This window comes from Arthrobacter sp. KKT183, assembly GCF_055657625.1.
In genome coordinates, this window is record NZ_CM145770.1 from 2263791 (window position 1) to 2281045 (window position 17255).

Annotated in this window: 14 protein-coding genes; 5 read left to right on the forward strand and 9 right to left on the reverse strand. The window is 63.8% G+C overall.

The genetic code is table 11. The features are described 5' to 3' along the window. Position 1: 1 nt before the first annotated feature. Complete coding sequence (locus ACZ2GY_RS10785) at positions 2-835, reverse strand: sulfurtransferase (RefSeq protein ID WP_471671858.1); 834 nt, start codon at positions 833-835, stop codon at positions 2-4. Between the two features lie 159 nt (positions 836-994). Here ACZ2GY_RS10785 and ACZ2GY_RS10790 point away from each other — a divergent pair, with 159 nt between their 5' ends. Next, on the forward strand, positions 995-2677 hold the full coding sequence (locus ACZ2GY_RS10790; protein ID WP_471671859.1) for an alkaline phosphatase D family protein: 1683 nt from the start codon (positions 995-997) through the stop codon (positions 2675-2677). Between the two features lie 10 nt (positions 2678-2687). On the opposite strand, the gene ACZ2GY_RS10795 is transcribed toward ACZ2GY_RS10790, so the two are convergent. Further along, the gene (locus ACZ2GY_RS10795; protein WP_277357877.1) at positions 2688-3350 is read right to left on the reverse strand and encodes an MBL fold metallo-hydrolase; all 663 of its coding nucleotides are present in this window, start codon (positions 3348-3350) and stop codon (positions 2688-2690) included. 151 nt (positions 3351-3501) lie between these two features. Here ACZ2GY_RS10795 and ACZ2GY_RS10800 point away from each other — a divergent pair, with 151 nt between their 5' ends. Then, positions 3502-3933 carry a Fur family transcriptional regulator gene (locus ACZ2GY_RS10800; RefSeq protein WP_056548042.1) on the forward strand — a complete coding sequence of 144 codons (432 nt, stop codon included), beginning with the start codon at positions 3502-3504 and terminating at the stop codon, positions 3931-3933. Here the strand turns inward: ACZ2GY_RS10800 and ACZ2GY_RS10805 are convergent. From ACZ2GY_RS10805 to guaB1, 6 genes are all read right to left on the reverse strand, one after another. After that, complete coding sequence (locus tag ACZ2GY_RS10805) at positions 3930-4811, reverse strand: metal ABC transporter permease (RefSeq protein ID WP_471671860.1); 882 nt, start codon at positions 4809-4811, stop codon at positions 3930-3932. The genes ACZ2GY_RS10800 and ACZ2GY_RS10805 overlap by 4 nt on opposite strands. Then, positions 4808-5638 (reverse strand): metal ABC transporter ATP-binding protein, encoded by an 831-nt coding sequence (locus ACZ2GY_RS10810; protein ID WP_346028097.1) that lies wholly within the window; start codon positions 5636-5638, stop codon positions 4808-4810. The genes ACZ2GY_RS10805 and ACZ2GY_RS10810 overlap by 4 nt, the downstream gene beginning before the upstream one ends. Positions 5639-5682: 44 nt before the next feature. Next, the gene (locus ACZ2GY_RS10815; RefSeq protein ID WP_471671861.1) at positions 5683-6654 is read right to left on the reverse strand and encodes a metal ABC transporter solute-binding protein, Zn/Mn family; all 972 of its coding nucleotides are present in this window, start codon (positions 6652-6654) and stop codon (positions 5683-5685) included. A gap of 133 nt (positions 6655-6787) precedes the next feature. After that, a complete protein-coding gene (locus ACZ2GY_RS10820) occupies positions 6788-7888 on the reverse strand; it encodes a hemolysin family protein (RefSeq protein WP_277357881.1) in 1101 nt (366 codons plus the stop codon). After that, positions 7885-9234 carry a hemolysin family protein gene (locus ACZ2GY_RS10825; protein WP_277357882.1) on the reverse strand — a complete coding sequence of 450 codons (1350 nt, stop codon included), beginning with the start codon at positions 9232-9234 and terminating at the stop codon, positions 7885-7887. The genes ACZ2GY_RS10820 and ACZ2GY_RS10825 overlap by 4 nt, the downstream gene beginning before the upstream one ends. 390 nt (positions 9235-9624) lie before the next feature. Next, the gene (guaB1, locus tag ACZ2GY_RS10830) at positions 9625-11073 is read right to left on the reverse strand and encodes a GMP reductase (RefSeq protein ID WP_056548034.1); all 1449 of its coding nucleotides are present in this window, start codon (positions 11071-11073) and stop codon (positions 9625-9627) included. Positions 11074-11306: 233 nt separating this feature from the next. Here guaB1 and ACZ2GY_RS10835 point away from each other — a divergent pair, with 233 nt between their 5' ends. Both ACZ2GY_RS10835 and ACZ2GY_RS10840 read left to right on the forward strand, forming a co-directional pair. Further along, positions 11307-15161 carry a multifunctional oxoglutarate decarboxylase/oxoglutarate dehydrogenase thiamine pyrophosphate-binding subunit/dihydrolipoyllysine-residue succinyltransferase subunit gene (locus tag ACZ2GY_RS10835; protein ID WP_277357883.1) on the forward strand — a complete coding sequence of 1285 codons (3855 nt, stop codon included), beginning with the start codon at positions 11307-11309 and terminating at the stop codon, positions 15159-15161. 129 nt (positions 15162-15290) lie between these two features. After that, positions 15291-15890, forward strand: coding sequence for a GDSL-type esterase/lipase family protein (locus tag ACZ2GY_RS10840; RefSeq protein ID WP_277357884.1), 600 nt, complete (start codon positions 15291-15293; stop codon positions 15888-15890). Between the two features lie 43 nt (positions 15891-15933). Here ACZ2GY_RS10840 and ACZ2GY_RS10845 read toward each other — a convergent pair whose 3' ends face one another. Continuing rightward, a complete protein-coding gene (locus tag ACZ2GY_RS10845; RefSeq protein WP_471671862.1) occupies positions 15934-16905 on the reverse strand; it encodes a zinc-binding dehydrogenase in 972 nt (323 codons plus the stop codon). 193 nt (positions 16906-17098) lie between these two features. On the opposite strand from ACZ2GY_RS10845, the gene ACZ2GY_RS10850 reads away from it, so the two are divergent. After that, positions 17099-17173, forward strand: coding sequence for a 50S ribosomal protein bL37 (locus tag ACZ2GY_RS10850; RefSeq protein WP_369299106.1), 75 nt, complete (start codon positions 17099-17101; stop codon positions 17171-17173). The last annotated feature ends 82 nt before the right edge of the window (positions 17174-17255 follow it).

The window sequence follows — 17255 nt, forward strand, 5'->3', positions numbered from 1 at the left end:
ATCAGGGACCGGTGGCCACCGGCAGATCCGCACGCTGGGACCACTGAGACCATGAGCCGGGGTAAAGCGCCGCTTGATAGCCGGCAACCTCAAGCGCGGCGATCTCGTGCGCAGCAGTGATACCGGAGCCGCAATAGACGCCAACCTCTGCTGTCTCGGTAATGCCGAGCGCAGCGAAACGCCGGCGCAGTTCCGACGGCGGCAGGAATGTGTTTTCCGCCGTGAGGTTCTCGGACGTGGGAGCGCTGGAGGCACCGGGAATGTGCCCGGCCTTCGCATCGACCGGCTCGGTCTCGCCGCGAAAGCGTTCAGACGCCCGGGCATCAAGCAGCACGCCTTTCCCAGCCAGAGCGAGAACGCCGTCGGCCGTCGTCAGGACCGGCATGTGTCCGGAACTCAGGGTGACTTCGCCCAGGCAGTGCTGCTCCTCGCCCCGCTCCGTCTCATACCCGGCCGCCTGCCACGCATTCAGTCCGCCATCGAGTAGATAGACGCTGGTGAGGCCCGCATCGCGAAGCAGCCACCAGAGGCGCGCTGCCGAAAGGTTCCCCTTGTCGTCATAGGCAACAACCACATCGCCGTCGTTGATGCCCCACTGACGGGCCGCCTCCTCGAGCGCGGCCGGTTCGGGCAGCGGGTGCCGTCCCTCCGCTGCTGATGGACGGGAGCACAGCTGCGTTTCAAGGTCAACGTAGACGGCGCCGGGAATGTGAGCTGATCGGTACTGCTCGTGACCGTGGGGGTTGCCCAGCGTCCAGCGAACATCCAGCAGGACGGTCTGCTGACCGGAGGTCATCCGGTTCCGCAGCGCCTGCACGTCCATCAGAGTCTCCATGAAGATCTCCTTATGAATGTGTGACCGGTGGCACGCCGGTCACAGGTGTGAGCCAAGTTCACCACAGCTCCGCGGTCCCCTCCAAGCCGGCGGCGCACACCTGGTGACCAAGCGGGCAGGGCTCTGGTCCTGAAGGGCGTCACGGGGTACAAAAGGGTAATGACAGCTTCACTGGTGCTCGGTCCCATGCTCCGGTATGTCGATGAAACCTCGGCGACGCTATGGATGGAAACCAGTGCAGCCTGCACGGTCGAGTTGCGCGCGGATGGAAAGACGTGGACCGCTGCCACGTTCGGCGTCCATGGTCATCACTACGCGCTGGTCGAGGCGGAGCATCTTCCGCCGGGCACCACCGTGGAGTACACCGTAGACATAGCCGGCGAGCGCGCATGGCCGGAACCTGCCTCTGAATTCCCTGCACCGTCCATCCGTACGCTTCATCCTCAGGGGCGGCTGCGCCTCGCCTTCGGCTCATGCCGGACCAGCGTCCCGCATGACGCGCTCGGCAACGCCGGCCACGGCGTCGACGCGCTGCGCGCCTTCGCCCTGCATCAGGCCCTCCACAACGACGACGGTGCCCGCCCCGATCTGATCGCCTTCCTCGGCGATCAGGTCTATGCGGATTCAACGAGTAAGGAGATGCAGGACTTCATCCGTTCACGGCGCTCCCTTGATGATCCGCCGGGTGAGGAGCTGAAGGACTACGAAGAGTATGCCCACCTGTACAAACTCGCCTGGTCCGACGACGCCAACCGCTGGCTGCTCTCCACCGTTCCCAGCGCGATGATGTTCGACGACCATGACATCCGCGACGACTGGAATGCCTCCCTCACGTGGCGGGAGAAAATGCACGGCACCTCCTGGTGGCAGGGCCGCATCGTTGCCGGACTAGCCTCCTACTGGGTATATCAGCACCTCGGGAACCTTTCTCCGGTTGGACGCGCCGACGACATTCTCTGGCAGAGAATCCGCGCCCATCAGGGCCCTGACGAACTCGATCTCACCGCGGACCTCGAAGCTTTTGCCGAACGGGCAGACGCCGAGCCGTCCAGCTACCGCTGGAGCTATTGCCGGGACATCGGGGACGTGCGGATCATCACTGTCGATTCACGTGCGGCACGCGTGCTCGATCCTGGGCAGCGCTCCCTTCTGGATGATGCCGAACTCGCCTGGCTGGACGAACACTTCCAGGGCGGAGTGCGGCACTTGATCGTTGCAACCTCGCTTCCGTTCCTCCTCCCGCGCGGGCTGCACCATATCGAGTCATGGGACGAAGCCCTGGCAGAGGGTGCCTGGGGGAAGCGGGGGTCGCGCATCGGCGAGGCGCTGCGGCAGGCACTGGACCTTGAGCACTGGGGCGCGTTCCAGCGCAGCTTCAAGGTGGTCGCGGACCTCGCGACCGAGGTGGCTGACGGCAAGCGCGGGTTGGCACCCGAGACCGTGACCTTCCTTTCCGGTGACGTGCACTTTTCCTACATAGCAGAGGTTGAACGGTCCTCGGGCAGCCGGATCATCCAGGCCGTGTGTTCCCCGATCCGCAACCCGCTCCCCCGCGCTCTGCGCTTTGCCACAGTGGTGATGTCCTACGGCGTCGCAGGCCCGGTGGGAGCACTGGCTGCCCGTTCCGTGAAGGTGCCGAAGCCGCCCTTCTCCTGGAAGAGCATCAGGGGTCCCTGGTTCGACAACAACCTGGCGGTTCTTGAAGATACCGACGACGGGTTGAGCCTGCGCTGGGCAACCGGCGCCACTGACGGCGATCCGCGCGCTCCGCAGCTGAAGGAAGTTGCAACCTACACCGTTTCACCGCGCAGCCCGGAATCCCGGAAGTCGCCGGATGGATGATGCCCGAGGCTCAGAGCTCGACGCTCCGGCCTGGATCCAGGTGCTCGAAGTCCGTCCCGTAGTGCTTCCCCAGCCGGGAGACGTGCCCCTCGACCATCGCCAGTCCGGTCCCGTTCAGCAGTGCGTCATGAATCTGGTGCGCCCTCTCTGCGCGGACTGAGGTGACGAAATCAATTACCTCAGCCGTCTTCGACCACGGGGCGTGAACCGGCACGAGGAGCGTCTGCACCTGCACGCCGTGAGGAACGATGAACGAATCGCCCGGGTGGTAGAGGGCACCGTTGATCAGGTAGCCGATGTTCCTCACCACCGGGATGTGCGGATGGATGAGGGCGTGTTGTCCGCCGAAGGTCTGCACCGTGAAGCCCGCGATGGTGTAGCTGCGCTCCGGTTCGACTGAGTGCACGCGCGCGGCCGCGCCGTCATCGTCCAGCGCCTCCCTCAACTGGGCAGCGACGCCCTGGGGTGCATACACCTCCAGTAGTGAGTCGGCGCGGATGGCAGCGCTGATTCGTTCCCGGTCGAAGTGGTCGGCATGTTCGTGGGTAATCAGGACCGCCGCCGCGCCGGACACTGCCTCCTCGACTTCGGAGAAGTTCCCGGGATCCAGGACAAGAGCTGTCCCGTCCTTCTCGACCCGGACGCACGCGTGGGTGTACTTGGTGAGCAACATGCGCCCACACTACCGCCGTCGCGACGCTCCGTCTCCGGTTCCGCGCAACCGATAGGGACAACGGCCGGTGCTACCCTTGACCCGGGTTCAATCCGGAGCATCGGTCCGGAAATCCACTGCAGATTCCGAGAGTGAGGTGACCTAAGCGGACATGCCAGCTGAAGCAGGCCAGCCAACACGCAAGGGCTCGGAACAGCGCGTCACACGGCAGCGCCGGGCAGTCAGCGCAACCCTCGATGAGCTGGACGACTTCGTCAGCACTCAGGAGCTCTACCGCAAAATGCACGAGCGCGGCGAGTCGGTCTCGCTGGCAACCGCCTACCGGATCCTTCAGTCAATGGCCGACGACGGCCTGGTGGATGTGCTGCGGAACGGCGAGGGAGAGGCTGTCTACCGCCGGTGCGCCGTCGAACATCACCACCATCACCTGCTCTGCCGCAGGTGTGGACGGGCAGTGGAAATCGAAGCGCCGGCGGTCGAGCAGTGGGCTGCCCGCATGGCGCAGGAGCACGGGTACACCGAAGTTGCGCACACGGTTGAGATTTACGGGCTGTGTCCGGAGTGCAGCGCCGCAAAGGCTTAGGCGGGCTGGACGGCCCGGGATTCCGACGCCGTCGCCTTCTGTGCGCGACGCCAGCTGATAGCTCTGCACACCAGGTAGATCACGAAGGAAATGGTGGTCACGTAGGGACTGATGGGGATCCGTCCACCCAGCGCCAGCAGGATCCCACCGACCACCGATGTGCACGCGAATGCGACGCTCAACAGCACCACCAGCCGCGGTGACGAGGTGACCTTGAGCGCTGCCGCAGCGGGAGTGATCAGCAGCGCGAGCACCAGCAGGGCGCCCACAACCTGAATGGACAGCGCCACGGAGACTCCAAGCAGGAACATGAAGATCAGCGAGAGACCGCGCACCGGCACACCCCGCGCCTCTGCAAGATCCGGGTCCACGCTGGCGAAGGTCAGCGGACGCCAGATGGCGCCAAGGGCAACCATGACGACGACGGCGCACCCCGCCAGGAGCGTCAGTTGAACCTGGTCAACTGAGACGATCTGCCCCGTGAGCAGACCGAACTTGTTGGCCGCCCTGCCCTCGTAAAGGGCCAGGAACAGGATGCCCAATCCGAGCCCGAACGGCATGATGACGCCGATGATCGAGTTACGGTCGCGCGCCCGGATGCCCATCAGTCCAAGCAGGAGCGCGGCGATCACTGAGCCGATCAGCGAGCCGAACACCACATTGGCCCCGATCAGCAGTGCGAAGGCGGCTCCGGCGAAGGAGAGTTCGGCAATGCCGTGAACTGCGAAGGCAAGGTCCCGCATCATTACGAAAGTGCCGATCAGGCCGCCCAGCAGGCCCAGCACTGCGCCGGCCCAGATCGAATTTTGCACCAGCGGCAGGAGTTCGCTGTAGTTGTCGAACGTGAAAACGGCCTGGAGCATCTCCTCGAACGTCATTGCTGCGCTACTTCCGCGTGGTGGTGGGTGGTTGCGTCCGGCAGGCCCACGACAACAATGCGGCCGTTGTTGTGGATGACGTCCACCCTGCTGTCGTAGAGATCGGACAGCACTTCGCTGGTCATCACGTCCTGTGGCCTGCCCACACGGAACTGTCCGCCTGCCAGATAGAGGACGCGGTCAACATAATCGATGATCGGATTGATCTCATGCGTCACGAAGACAACGGCGGTGTTGTGCTTGCGGCATTGATCATTGATGAGCCGGCTCACCGCCTGTTGGTGGTGGAGGTCCAGCGAAAGCAACGGTTCATCGCACAGCAGTACCTGCGGGTCGGTAGCCAGCGCCTGCGCGGCACGCAGGCGCTGCTGCTCGCCGCCGGACAGTCGCCCGACCGGCGCATCCGCATACGACGACGCGCCCACCTTTTCCAGGAGGGCATCCACGGTTCGCCGGTAGGATGCGCCGCCTCGGCGAAAACCCCAGCGGTGCCCGTCCACTCCCAACCCCACCAGGTCCCTCGCACGCAGGGGGGTCTCCGGCGCGAATGACTTCTGCTGCGGTATGTAACCGAATGCCCGGCTTCCACGGTGCAGTGCGTGGCCGTTCACGGTGGCTGTCCCCGAGTCCAACTCCTGCAAGCCCAGGAGAACCCGCAGCAAGCTGGTTTTCCCCGACCCGTTGGGACCAAGCACAGCGAGGAACTCACCCGGCCGGATGTCCAGCTCCAGGTCATGCCATAGGCTCCGGCGACCAAAAGAGAGCGAGGCTGAGCGCAGGCTCACCACGGGGTGAGCGGCAGCATCGCCGTCGTCGTCGGTGACCATGAAGTTTCCTAAAGCCGTGGGAGGGAGGGTCTTGGCCAATTGTGTCAGGACTTCAGGGCTTCAGCGATGTTCTCGACGTTGGCGCTCATCCAGGAGAGGTAATCCTCGCCCTCCGGAAGCGTCTCAGTGAACTGAACGACCGGCACGGACGCGGCCTCGGCGGTGCTTCGTACCGCCTGTGTCTGCGGGCCTTCGGTTTGCTCGTTGTAGGCCAGGAAGGCAACGGACCGGCTCTGAACGAGTTCCTGCATCTCGTTCAGCGCCGCAACGGGCACATCGGCCCCCTCCTCGATGGCCTCCGTGTAATCGGCGGGGGTGGCATCCTTCAGCCCGGCGGCCTCCAGCAGGTAGGCGGGAACGGGTTCGGTTGCGGCCACGGTGCTACCGTCCGCCTCCGAGGCCAGGGCCTCGGCCTGGCCCTGCAGCCCTGCGATTTCCTCTGCGAACGTGTCCGCGTTGCTCTCATAGGTGTCTGCATTAGCCGGGTCCAACTCAGCGAGCTTTTCCCCGATAGCATCAGCAAGGTCTGCCATGGCATCGAGGTTGTACCAGACGTGTTCGTTGAAGGATCCGTGGTCATGCTCGTCCTCCGAGTGCGCCTCCTCCTCCGCGTGGGCTTCATCCTCGGGAGCTACGCCCGAAATCCCGACGGCGCTGAGCACGTAGTCATGATCCATTTCCACCGAGTCGGCGAGCTGGTGAAGGAAGGGATCATAACCTCCGCCGTTTTCCACCAGCAGGTCGGCTTTGGACACAGCGAGTTTGTCCTGCACTGTCGCCTCATAGGAGTGCGGATCCTGGCTAAGGCTGTTGACGATCGCCGTTACCTCGACGTTCTGCCCACCCACGGTTTCAACGATGCTGCCGTAGACATTCGTGGAGGTCACAACCTGCAGGGCTCCCGACTCTGCCGTCTCTCCGGCGCTGCCGGCGTCCTGTCCGCAGCTGGCCAGAGCCAGCGGAAAAAGGGCTACAGCGGTGAGCGCCGCCGTCGTTCGCGCGGAAATGCTGCGCATGAAGGTCCTCGATCTGTTCCAGGGGATAGCAAAGCGGTTCAAGTGGATGGACCAACTCTAACCTAAACGCGAATCATTCGCATTTCGCATCCGGTACAGCCCGCTCGCAGGAGGAGGGAGCCGAAGCGCTCGCCTAGCGTGCTTCTGTGGTGCCGAGGTTGACGCCTTCCTGAAGCGATTCGCCGGTTCTCCTCAACCCCTGGTTCTGCGTAGCATCCCGGATTTCGCCAATCAACTGCTCGATGACGTCCTCCAGAAAGAGAACACCGCGCGCCTGGCCGTCCTGCGTCATCACACGAGCAAGGTGGGATCCAGTGCGCTGCATGGTGGCCAGCGCGTCCTCGATCTCATCGTCCATGCTCAGGTTCGCAAGCGCGCGAACCTTGTTTTCCGTGATGGGCCTGGCGTACGCCTGTTCCGGCATGGACATGACGTCTTTCAAGTGCATATAGCCGGTGAGGTTGCCGAGTTCATCCACCAGCACAAAACGGGAGAACCCGGTGCGGCCGACCGCCCGCTCAAACTCCTCGGGAGTGGAATCGGTTCCGAGGGTAACCAGCTCATCCAACGGGACCATGACTGTCCCTGCTGTCTGCCCTGAAAACTCCAGTGCGCTGCTGATCAGCCCGGCGTCGTCATCCACAAGCCCGTGGCGCGTCGATTCCTGCACAATGGACTGCACCTCTTCCAACGTGAAGGACGAGGTCACCTCATCCTTCGGCTCGATGCGCAGGGCGCGCAGGATGTGGTTGGCGGTCCAGTTCAGGCTGGAAATCACCGGGTGCACAACCTTCGCTACCATAACCAGCGGCGGCGCGAGGAGCAGGGCAGCCTTGTCAGCTACCGATACCGAAATGTTCTTCGGCACCATTTCGCCGAACGTCACATGCAGGAACGTCACGAGCGCCAGCGCGATACCGAATGCAATGCCGTCCGCAAGGCCTCCCGGCAGACCGATCGCCTCAAGCGGTACCACCATCAGATGGTGGATGGCAGGCTCGGCCACCTGAAGAATGAGCAGCGAACATACGGTGATGCCCAGCTGCGCGCAGGCAAGCATGAGCGAGACGTGTTCCATCGCCCAGAGCGTAGTGCGCGCCCGCTTGGACCCCTCCTCCGCGAGCGGTTCGATCTGGCTCCGGCGTGCGCTCATGATCGCGAATTCCGCACCGACGAAGAACGCATTGCCGATCAACAGAAGGACCAGCCAAAGAATTCCTGCCCAGTCGCTCATCGGATGCCCCCTACTGACGAGGCGCCGTCGCCGGACTGCCCGGATTCCGCGGGCTCGACCGGGAGGAAGCTGATGCGGTCAATGCGGCGCCCATCCATGCGTTCCACCTCAAGAATTCCACCGGGCACCTCCACGCGGTCACCGACCTCGGCGATCCGGCCCAGGACAGACATCATGAAACCGCCGACCGTCTCATAACCTGCTTCATCGGGCACCGACAGGTGCGGGACCTGGTCGCTGACCTCGTCCGGGCGCATGATTCCGGGGAAGAACCAGTTCCCGGCGGCGCTTTGCAGTACACCGGGCTTGAGCTTGTCGTGTTCATCTGCCACCTCGCCGACGATCTCCTCGACCAGGTCTTCAAGCGTGACCACACCAGCCGTGCCGCCATACTCGTCCAGCACCACAGCGAGCTGCAGGTTGGCCTCCCGGAGCTCGCTGAGCAGGGAATCAAGATGCACCGTCTCGGGAACCCGGAGCACGTCGGTCATGATGGTGCCGGCCGGAAGTTCGGCGCGTCTGGACCGCGGCACGGCGACCGCCTTCTTCACGTGCACCACCCCGCGGATGTCGTCGGGCGATTCCCCGATCAGCGGGAACCGGGAGTATCCCGTTCTTCGTGCCAGATCAACGACGTCGGCCACAGTTTCATCGGATTCGATGGTCGCCATCCGGATCCGCGGCGTCATGACGTCCGCTGCTGTGCGCTCGGAGAAGCTGAAGGTGCGAGCGAGGAAGTTCGCTGTGCCCTGATCCAGGGTTCCCATTTCTGCCGACCGGCGCACGAGCGAGGACAGCTCTGACGGTGACCGCGCTCCCGAAATCTCCTCTTTCGCTTCCAGGCCGAACAGGTGCAGGACCCGGTTGGAGAAACCATTGAGGACAACGATGGCGGGTTTGAAGATTGCCGTGAAGAGGAGTTGCGGGCGTGCGAGTGCCCTGCCGACTTTGAAGGGCAGGGATATTGCCATGTTCTTGGGCACCAGCTCACCGATGAGCATCGAGAGCAGCGTCGCCAGGACCATCGCGAGGATAAGTGAGATCGAAGACCGCGCGGTGTCCGGGACACCGAGGGCAGCCAATGGCGACTCGAGAAGACGCCCCACTGACGGTTCCATGACGTAACCGGTCAGCAGGGTGGTCAGCGTGATGCCCAGCTGACAGCTGGAAAGCTGGGTGGAAAGCGACTTGAGGCAGCGAAGAAGCGGCTCCGCGCGCTTGTCGCCCTCGTCGACTGCCCGCTGGACGTAGGTCTGATCCAGTGCGACGAGCGCAAACTCGACGGCAACGAAGAAGCCGGTACCGAGGATCAGCAGCAGGCCGATGGCCAGGTAAAACCACTCCATTAGCTGATCACCGCCAGGGTGAGCTTGGATGCGCCGATTCCAACCGGCGCGCCGGGTTTCGGAGGTTCCGCCGGTTCGGAGGAGTCGTCCAGCTGGGTGACGTCCGTCGACGGGGAAGTCCCGCACGTGGGCTCTCCTAGAGGGACGGTAACCGCGCCGGCCGCACTAACTGCAGCTGGTCCGCTTACCGCGGACCGCGAAGGGGGTAGGTGATGGGCATGGAGACGGGGATTGCCGGCACTGGATGGCTGCGCTGCGCGTCGGATCAATGCTGACTGTCGCTGCGTGCGCGCCATGGTCCGGCCCCTAGAAGGACTGTCCATAAGGTTTCCAGTTTACAGCAACAGCACCGCAGCTGACACGGAAACGGGCAGTGCCGCCGTCGTAGTTTTACCAGCTCTGCTGCAGCGGGCGGCCTTCCTCATAGCCCGCCGCCGACTGCACGCCGACAATGGCGCGTTCGCGGAATTCAGCGAGGGAGCGCGCGCCCGCGTAGGTCATTGAACTGCGGACACCGGCAGTGATCATGTCCAGCAGGTCCTCCACACCGGGGCGGGCAGGGTCGAGGTACATCGTCGAGGTCGAGATGCCCTCCTCGAACAAGCCCTTGCGTGCCCGCGCAAAGACGTCATCGCGCTGGGTCCGGTTCTGCACTGCGCGGGCGGAGGCCATGCCGAAGCTCTCCTTGTACTGTCGGCCCTGGCTGTCCGTCTGCAGGTCCCCGGGGCTTTCGTAGGTACCGGCAAACCAGGATCCGATCATTACCTGGCTGGCCCCGGCAGCCAGCGCCAGGGCGACATCCCGCGGGTATCGGACTCCACCGTCCGCCCAGACATGCGCACCCAGCTCTGCGGCCGCCTGCGCACATTCGCGGACGGCAGAAAACTGCGGACGACCAACCGCGGTCATCATCCGGGTGGTACACATGGCGCCCGGACCGACACCTACCTTAATGATTGACGCGCCTGCTTCGACGAGGTCGCGAACGCCGTCGGCGCTGACCACGTTGCCGGCGACCACCGGCACGGATGGATCGAGCGACGCGACAGCCTTGAGCGCATCCAGCATCTTGCGCTGGTGACCATGGGCGGTGTCCACCACCAGCACGTCCACGCCGGCAGCAAGCAGCTCGGCTGCCTTGGCGGCGACATCTCCATTAATTCCGACCGCCGCTGCGACGCGCAGGCGCCCCTCGTTGTCCGTGGCCGGCTGGTAGATCGTGGAGCGCAGTGCCCCTTTGCGCGTGATGACACCCGCCAGCTGTCCGTCCCGCGTGACTGCCGCGAGGGAAGCGCCGGCAGCATCGAGTTCTTCGAAGGCCTGCTGCAGCGCGGTGTCACGATCCTGGGAGAAACGCGAGGCGTCGAGCGTGAGCGCACTCCGCATCACCGACTCCAGCGAGGCGAACCGGTCCACTCCCTCGCAGTCAGCTGCGCGGACCATTCCCACACAACGGTTGGCGTCGTCGACGACCATCACGGAGCCATGGGCGCGCTTATTGATCAGGTGCAGCGCATCAATCACAGTGTTCCCGGGCTGCAGCTTCAGCGGGGTTTCGAAGACGAGGTCGCGCTGCTTGACCCATCCGGTGACTTCGCTGATGACCTTCGTGGGGATGTCCTGCGGCAGTACGGCCAGTCCGCCGCGCCTGGCCACGGTTTCCACCATGCGGCGACCGGTAACGGCCGTCATGTTCGCAACGACCAGAGGGATGGTGGTTCCCGTTCCGTCGTCGCTCGCGAGATCGACGTCGAACCGTGAGATCACTTCGGATGAGGACGGAACGAGGAAAACGTCCGAATAGGTAAGGTCAGTTGAGGGCGTGTTGATGAAACGCACGGGAGCTCCTGCAGTCGGTTACACAAGCGAGTGTATGCCGAATCCGGCACCTGTCCGGGCACATGGCGAGCCATTGGAAAAGCTACGCGGGGGTAAGCCCCGGAGATTGGCTTGTTGCCTGAAACTGTCATTAGACTGAAGGGCAGGTCAACAGGGTCAGGCGAGCGCCGATTGGAACCTTCTGCGGATCTTTTTGGGCCAAAGGGCAACTCATGGAAGAGGGCGTATAACAAGTGCCACAACAACCCAACCACCGTCTACCGGAAGAATTCGGCGGGAACGAATGGCTTGTGGATGAGCTCTATGAGCAATTCCAGCAGGACCGAAACTCGGTAGACAAGAAGTGGTGGAGCCTTTTCGAATCGTTCGAGTCGGACAACACCGGCTCAGACAACGGACGGCATTCAGCCAAGCGTTCGTCCGGTTCGGACCCAAATCCGCCTACGCGGGAGCTACCCGTTGTCCAGGCGGAACAGGATGCTCCGAAGGCGTCGGGTGAATCCCCCGCTGCAAGCCAGGAGTCCGGAATGCCCCCGGTGCCCAAGGAAGAATCAAAGAACAAGAACTCAGGTGAGCCGGCAGCCTCGGCGAAGCCGTCGGGTGAGGCCAAGCCGGCCGCTAAGGCTGAACCGAAGACCGAAACCAAGCCGGAAAAGGCTCCCATTCCCGCCCAGCTCCCGAAGTCCGAGCTGAACCCCGAGATGGATGAAGACTCAGTCACGGTGCTTCGCGGGCCCGCCAAGGCGATCGCCACCAACATGGATGCCAGCCTTACGGTGCCCACCGCCACCAGCGTGCGTGCCATTCCGGCGAAGCTGCTCATCGACAACCGCGTCGTGATTAACAACCATCTGGAGCGTGCGCGGGGCGGCAAGGTCTCCTTCACCCACATCATCGGATACGCGATCATCCGCGCGCTTGCCCAGTTCCCGTCGCAGAACGTGTATTACGACATCGTGGACGGCAAGCCCGCCGCCGTGCAACCGGCTCATGTGAACTTCGGTCTGGCTATCGACATGCCTCGCCCGGACGGCAGCCGGCTGCTGGTGGTGCCCAACATCAAAAAGGCGGAGACGCTCAACTTCTCCGAGTTCTGGCACTCTTACGAAGATCTCGTCAAGCGGGCGCGCGGGGGCAAGCTCGGTGCGGACGACTACGCCGGCACTACCGTTTCCCTTACCAACCCGGGAGGGATCGGGACCGTGCACTCGGTCCCGAGGCTCTCCAAGGGGCAGGCCTGCATCATCGGAGCCGGCGCACTGGAGTACCCGGCGGCCTTCCAGGGCGCCAGCGAAAAGACACTTGCCCAGCACGCCATCAGCAAGACAATCACCCTGACCTCCACCTATGACCACCGGGTCATCCAGGGTGCGGGCAGCGGTGAGTTCCTGCGGATCGTGCACCAACTTCTCCTGGGCGAGCAGAACTTCTACGATGAGATCTTTGAAGCGCTGCGTATTCCGTACGAGCCCGTACGCTGGAGCGCAGATATTCAGGTTGATCCCATGGATGAGATCAACAAAGTTGCCCGAATCCAGCAGCTCATCCATGCCTACCGCGTACGCGGACACCTCATGGCGGACACCAATCCGCTGGAGTACGTGCAGCGCAAGCACGCGGATCTCGATGTACGTACCCATGGACTTACGCTGTGGGACCTCGACCGCGAATGGCCGACCGGCGGCTTCGGCGGCAAGCCTGCCCTCAAGTTCCGCACCATCCTCGGTGTGCTCCGGGACGCTTACTGCAGGACCACCGGTATTGAATACATGCACATTCAGGACCCTGAGGAACGCCAGTGGTTCCAGGACGAGCTTGAGCATTCATACTCCAAGCCCAGCCGCGAGGAGCAGCTGCGCGTCCTCCACCGCCTGAATGCCGCTGAGGCGTTTGAAACCTTCCTGCAGACAAAGTTCGTCGGCCAGAAGCGGTTCTCACTCGAAGGTGGTGAGTCGCTTATTCCGCTATTGGACGCAATCCTTTCCGACGCCGCAGACGACGGCCTTGATGAGGTCGCGATCGGCATGGCCCACCGCGGACGCCTGAACGTCCTCACCAACATCGCCGGCAAGACCTACGCCCAGGTTTTCCGGGAGTTTGAGGGTACACAGGATCCGCGCTCGGTCCAGGGTTCCGGTGACGTGAAGTACCACCTCGGAACGGAGGGCACCTACACCTCGGACAGCGGCAACGAGACCAAGGTCTACCTTGCGGCCAACCCGTCACACCTCGAGGCTGTTGACTCGGTGCTTGAGGGCATTGTCCGCGCCAAACAGGACCGCCTGGACCAGGGAGATACCTTCCCTGTCCTGCCCATCCTGGTTCACGGCGACGCCGCCTTCGCAGGCCAGGGAGTGGTGGCGGAAACGCTGAACCTCTCCCAACTGCGCGGGTACCGCACCGGTGGAACTATTCACATCATTGTCAATAACCAGGTCGGCTTCACCACCTCGCCCACAGCATCCCGCTCGTCTGTCTACTCCACGGACGTGGCAAAGATGGTGCAGGCACCGATCTTCCACGTAAACGGTGATGATCCGGAGGCCGTGGTCCGCGTAGCACAGCTCGCCTACCAGTTCCGTCAGCGGTTCAACAAGGACGTCGTTATCGACATGGTGTGCTACCGCCGGCGCGGTCACAACGAGGGCGACGACCCCTCGATGACCCAGCCGATGATGTACAACCTGATCGAGGCGAAGCGTTCGGTGCGCAAGCTGTACACCGAGGCCCTCATCGGTCGGGGCGACATCAGCCAGGAAGAAGCCGAGCAGGCTTTGCGCGACTACCAGGAACGGCTGGAGCGGGTCTTCGCTGAGACCCATGCAGCCCAGACCTCCCCCATCCCGGTAGTCACCAAGGATGCAGCGGCCGTCTCCGACATCGAGCGCCCTATCGCGCAACGCGGAGACAACAGTGTCGGAGCCCCGGCAAGCACGGCAATCACGGCGGAGACGCTCGCGCACATCGGCAAGGCGCACCTTGCCTTCCCGGAGGGCTTCACGGTCCACCCCAAGCTCAAGGCCCTGCTTGAAAAACGCGAGCAGATGTCCCGCGAAGGCGGAATCGACTGGGGCTTCGGCGAGATCGCAGCGTTCGGGTCGCTGCTCATGGAGGGCGTCCCCGTGCGCCTTGCCGGGCAGGACTCCCGCCGTGGGACGTTCGTGCAGCGGCACGCAGTGTTCCACGACCGCGCCAATGGCAACGAGTGGCTACCGCTTGGTGAACTCAGTGAGGGGCAGGCCAAGTTCTGGATCTATGACTCCCTACTGTCAGAGTATGCGGCCATGGGCTTCGAATACGGCTACTCGGTGGAACGCCCTGACGCGCTGGTGCTGTGGGAAGCGCAGTTCGGCGACTTCGTCAACGGCGCGCAGACCATCATCGACGAGTTCATCTCCTCTGCCGAGCAAAAATGGGGCCAGCGTTCGTCGCTGGTGCTGATGCTCCCGCACGGTTATGAGGGACAGGGACCGGACCATTCGTCGGCGCGCATCGAGCGTTTCCTGCAGATGTGCGCTGAGGACAACATGGTGGTAGCCAACCCCACGACGGCGGCATCGCACTTCCACCTGCTGCGGCGACAGGCCTACACCCGCCCCCGCAAGCCGCTCGTGATTTTCACGCCGAAACAGCTGCTGCGGCTCAAGGCTGCAGCGAGCGCCGTCGAGGACTTCACGCAGGGCAGCTTCAAGCCGGTCATCGAGGACACCGCGGGGCTCAACCCGTCGGACGTCACGCGGGTCCTGCTGGTATCCGGTCGGCTCTACTATGACCTGGCAGCAGCGCGGCAGAAGGCGGACGACACTTCCACCGCCATTCTGCGGGTTGAGCAGCTGGCGCCCCTCCCGGTCGATGCGATCAAATCCGCGATCGCCGCCTACCCCAATGCTGACCTGGTGTGGGCGCAGGACGAACCGGCCAACCAGGGACCATGGCCCTTCATCGGCCTGAATCTTCCCCAGCACCTGGACCGCGGGCTGAACCTGGCCTCCCGTCCTGCTTCAGCCTCGACGGCTACCGGATCCGCGAAGCACCACGCGGTGGAGCAGGAGATCCTCATCAAGAAGGCTTTCGACCGCAATCCCTGAGCCTTCAGCCCGAACGTACAATGGGCAGGGCCTGTCGGGACCCTGCCCATTGGCGTTCCCCGCACCAGGTCGCAGCCGCGGCTTGACGGCCCGACGAGTAACAACCCGACAAGCAACCAGAGGGAAAACGTGGAACAACGCAGAATAAGGCTTGCCGCTGTGGGAGACGAGCTGCTGGCAGGACTCGGTGATCCACGCGCGCTCGGTTGGCTGGGCCGGGTGCTGGCGCGAACAACACCGGATAACGCAACGCTGGAAACGTTCAGCCTTGCTGCGCCCGGCGAGGGCACGGAAGCGCTGGCGGCACGTTGGTTGGAAGAAGCTTCCCGCAGGTTCTCGGACAGTACCGAGAACCGGCTGCTGATTGCGCTCTCGGATCGGGACCTTGACCTCGACCTTTCAACGGCACGCAGCCGGCTCAACCTTGCCAACATCCTCGACGGCGCAGCACACATGAGCGTCAAGGTGCTCGTTGTTGGACCGCCGCCCGGGCTGGACGCCGAGCGCAACCGCAGGCTCGCTGACCTCTCAGCGGCGTTCGCTGACGTGACCACCCGACGAAAGCATGTCTATGTGGACACTTTCACTCCCCTGCACGCGCACGAACAGTGGCGCTCGGACCTCGCTGCCAACGGTGGCGGACCAGGGCAGTCAGGCTACGGCCTGATGGCCTGGCTTGTCCTGCACCGCGGCTGGTTCCAGTGGCTGGAGATTCCCGCGCCCGCCTGATTCATCAGGCCCTCTCAGGGTCATGATTCCGCAGGAAGCGCGCCTACGCTCCGTGGTCGAAGACCACCTTGCCGAAAACCTCTCCGGCCGCCATGCGCTCGAAGCCTGCCCGCGCGTCCTCCAGCGGATGCACAGAGTCGATGACCGGACGCACGCCGGTTACCGCAAGGAACTGTGCGAGGCGTTCCAGCTCGTTCCGGGTCCCCATCGTGGAACCCAGGACACGCAGCTGCAGGAAAAACACACGGTTAAGGTCCGCTGACGGAGCGGGGCCGCTCGTAGCACCGCAGGTGACCACAGCGCCGCCCGGCTTCAGCGCTTTCAGGGAGTGCGCCCAGGTGGCTTCCCCAACGGAATCGAACACCACGTCCACCCGCTCCGGGAGGCGGACACCGGCGTCGAACACTTCGTGTGCGCCGAGCTTCCTCGCCCGGTCCTGTTTCCCGGCGCTGCGGCTGGTAACCCATACCCGGTAGCCCGCCGCGCGCGCCAGCGCGATGAGCGCGGTGGAAACCCCTCCCCCGGCGCCCTGTACGAGGATGGTCGAGCCCGGTGCTGCCGGCGACGTGGTGAACAGCATTCGGTACGCCGTCAGCCAGGAAGTCGGCAGGCATGCGGCCTCCTCGAAACTGAGATCCGCAGGTTTGGGTACGAGGTTCCGCTCCGGCACCCACACGAAGTCCGCTATGGTGCCCGGATAACTTTCCGACAGTAGTGAACGGCGGGGGTCAAGGGTCTCGTCGCCCTGCCAACCGGAAGCGGAAATGACACTGTGCACGATCACCTCGTTGCCGTCGTCGTCCACTCCCGCGCCGTCGCAGCCCAGAATCATGGGCAATTTGTCCTCGCCGAGGCCAATGCCGCGCAGTGACCAGAGATCGTGGTGGTTCAGGGCTGAGGCACGCACGCGGACCCTCCGGAAACCTGCCGGTGGCTCGGGTTCGGGGAGCTCACCCATCCGCAGGCCGTCGAGCGGGGATTGGGCGGACACTGACTCGGCATACACTGCGCGCATTCGGCGCTCCTTCGCTAGGGACCGGCTGAGAGACGTTCCGCTCCATCCTAGGCAGGTGCTGCGGCGCATATGGGTTGCAACGAGCCGGCCTGCACGTTTAGGTTCGTGCCGCCTGCGTGTGGGAGAATGGAGGGCAGTCCGGACCCATGTGGTCGATCGGCAAAGCCACAACAGGCAACATAAGGAGGCAGCCATGAGCAAGCGTGCACGTAAGCGCCGTGATCGCAAGCGCGGCGGCGCTAACCACGGTAAGCGCCCCAACACCTGACATCACGGTCATAGCAAACAGAAAAGCCCCCGCACGCGTGCGAGGGCTTTTCTGTTTGCTATGGCCACACCGGCCATCCGGC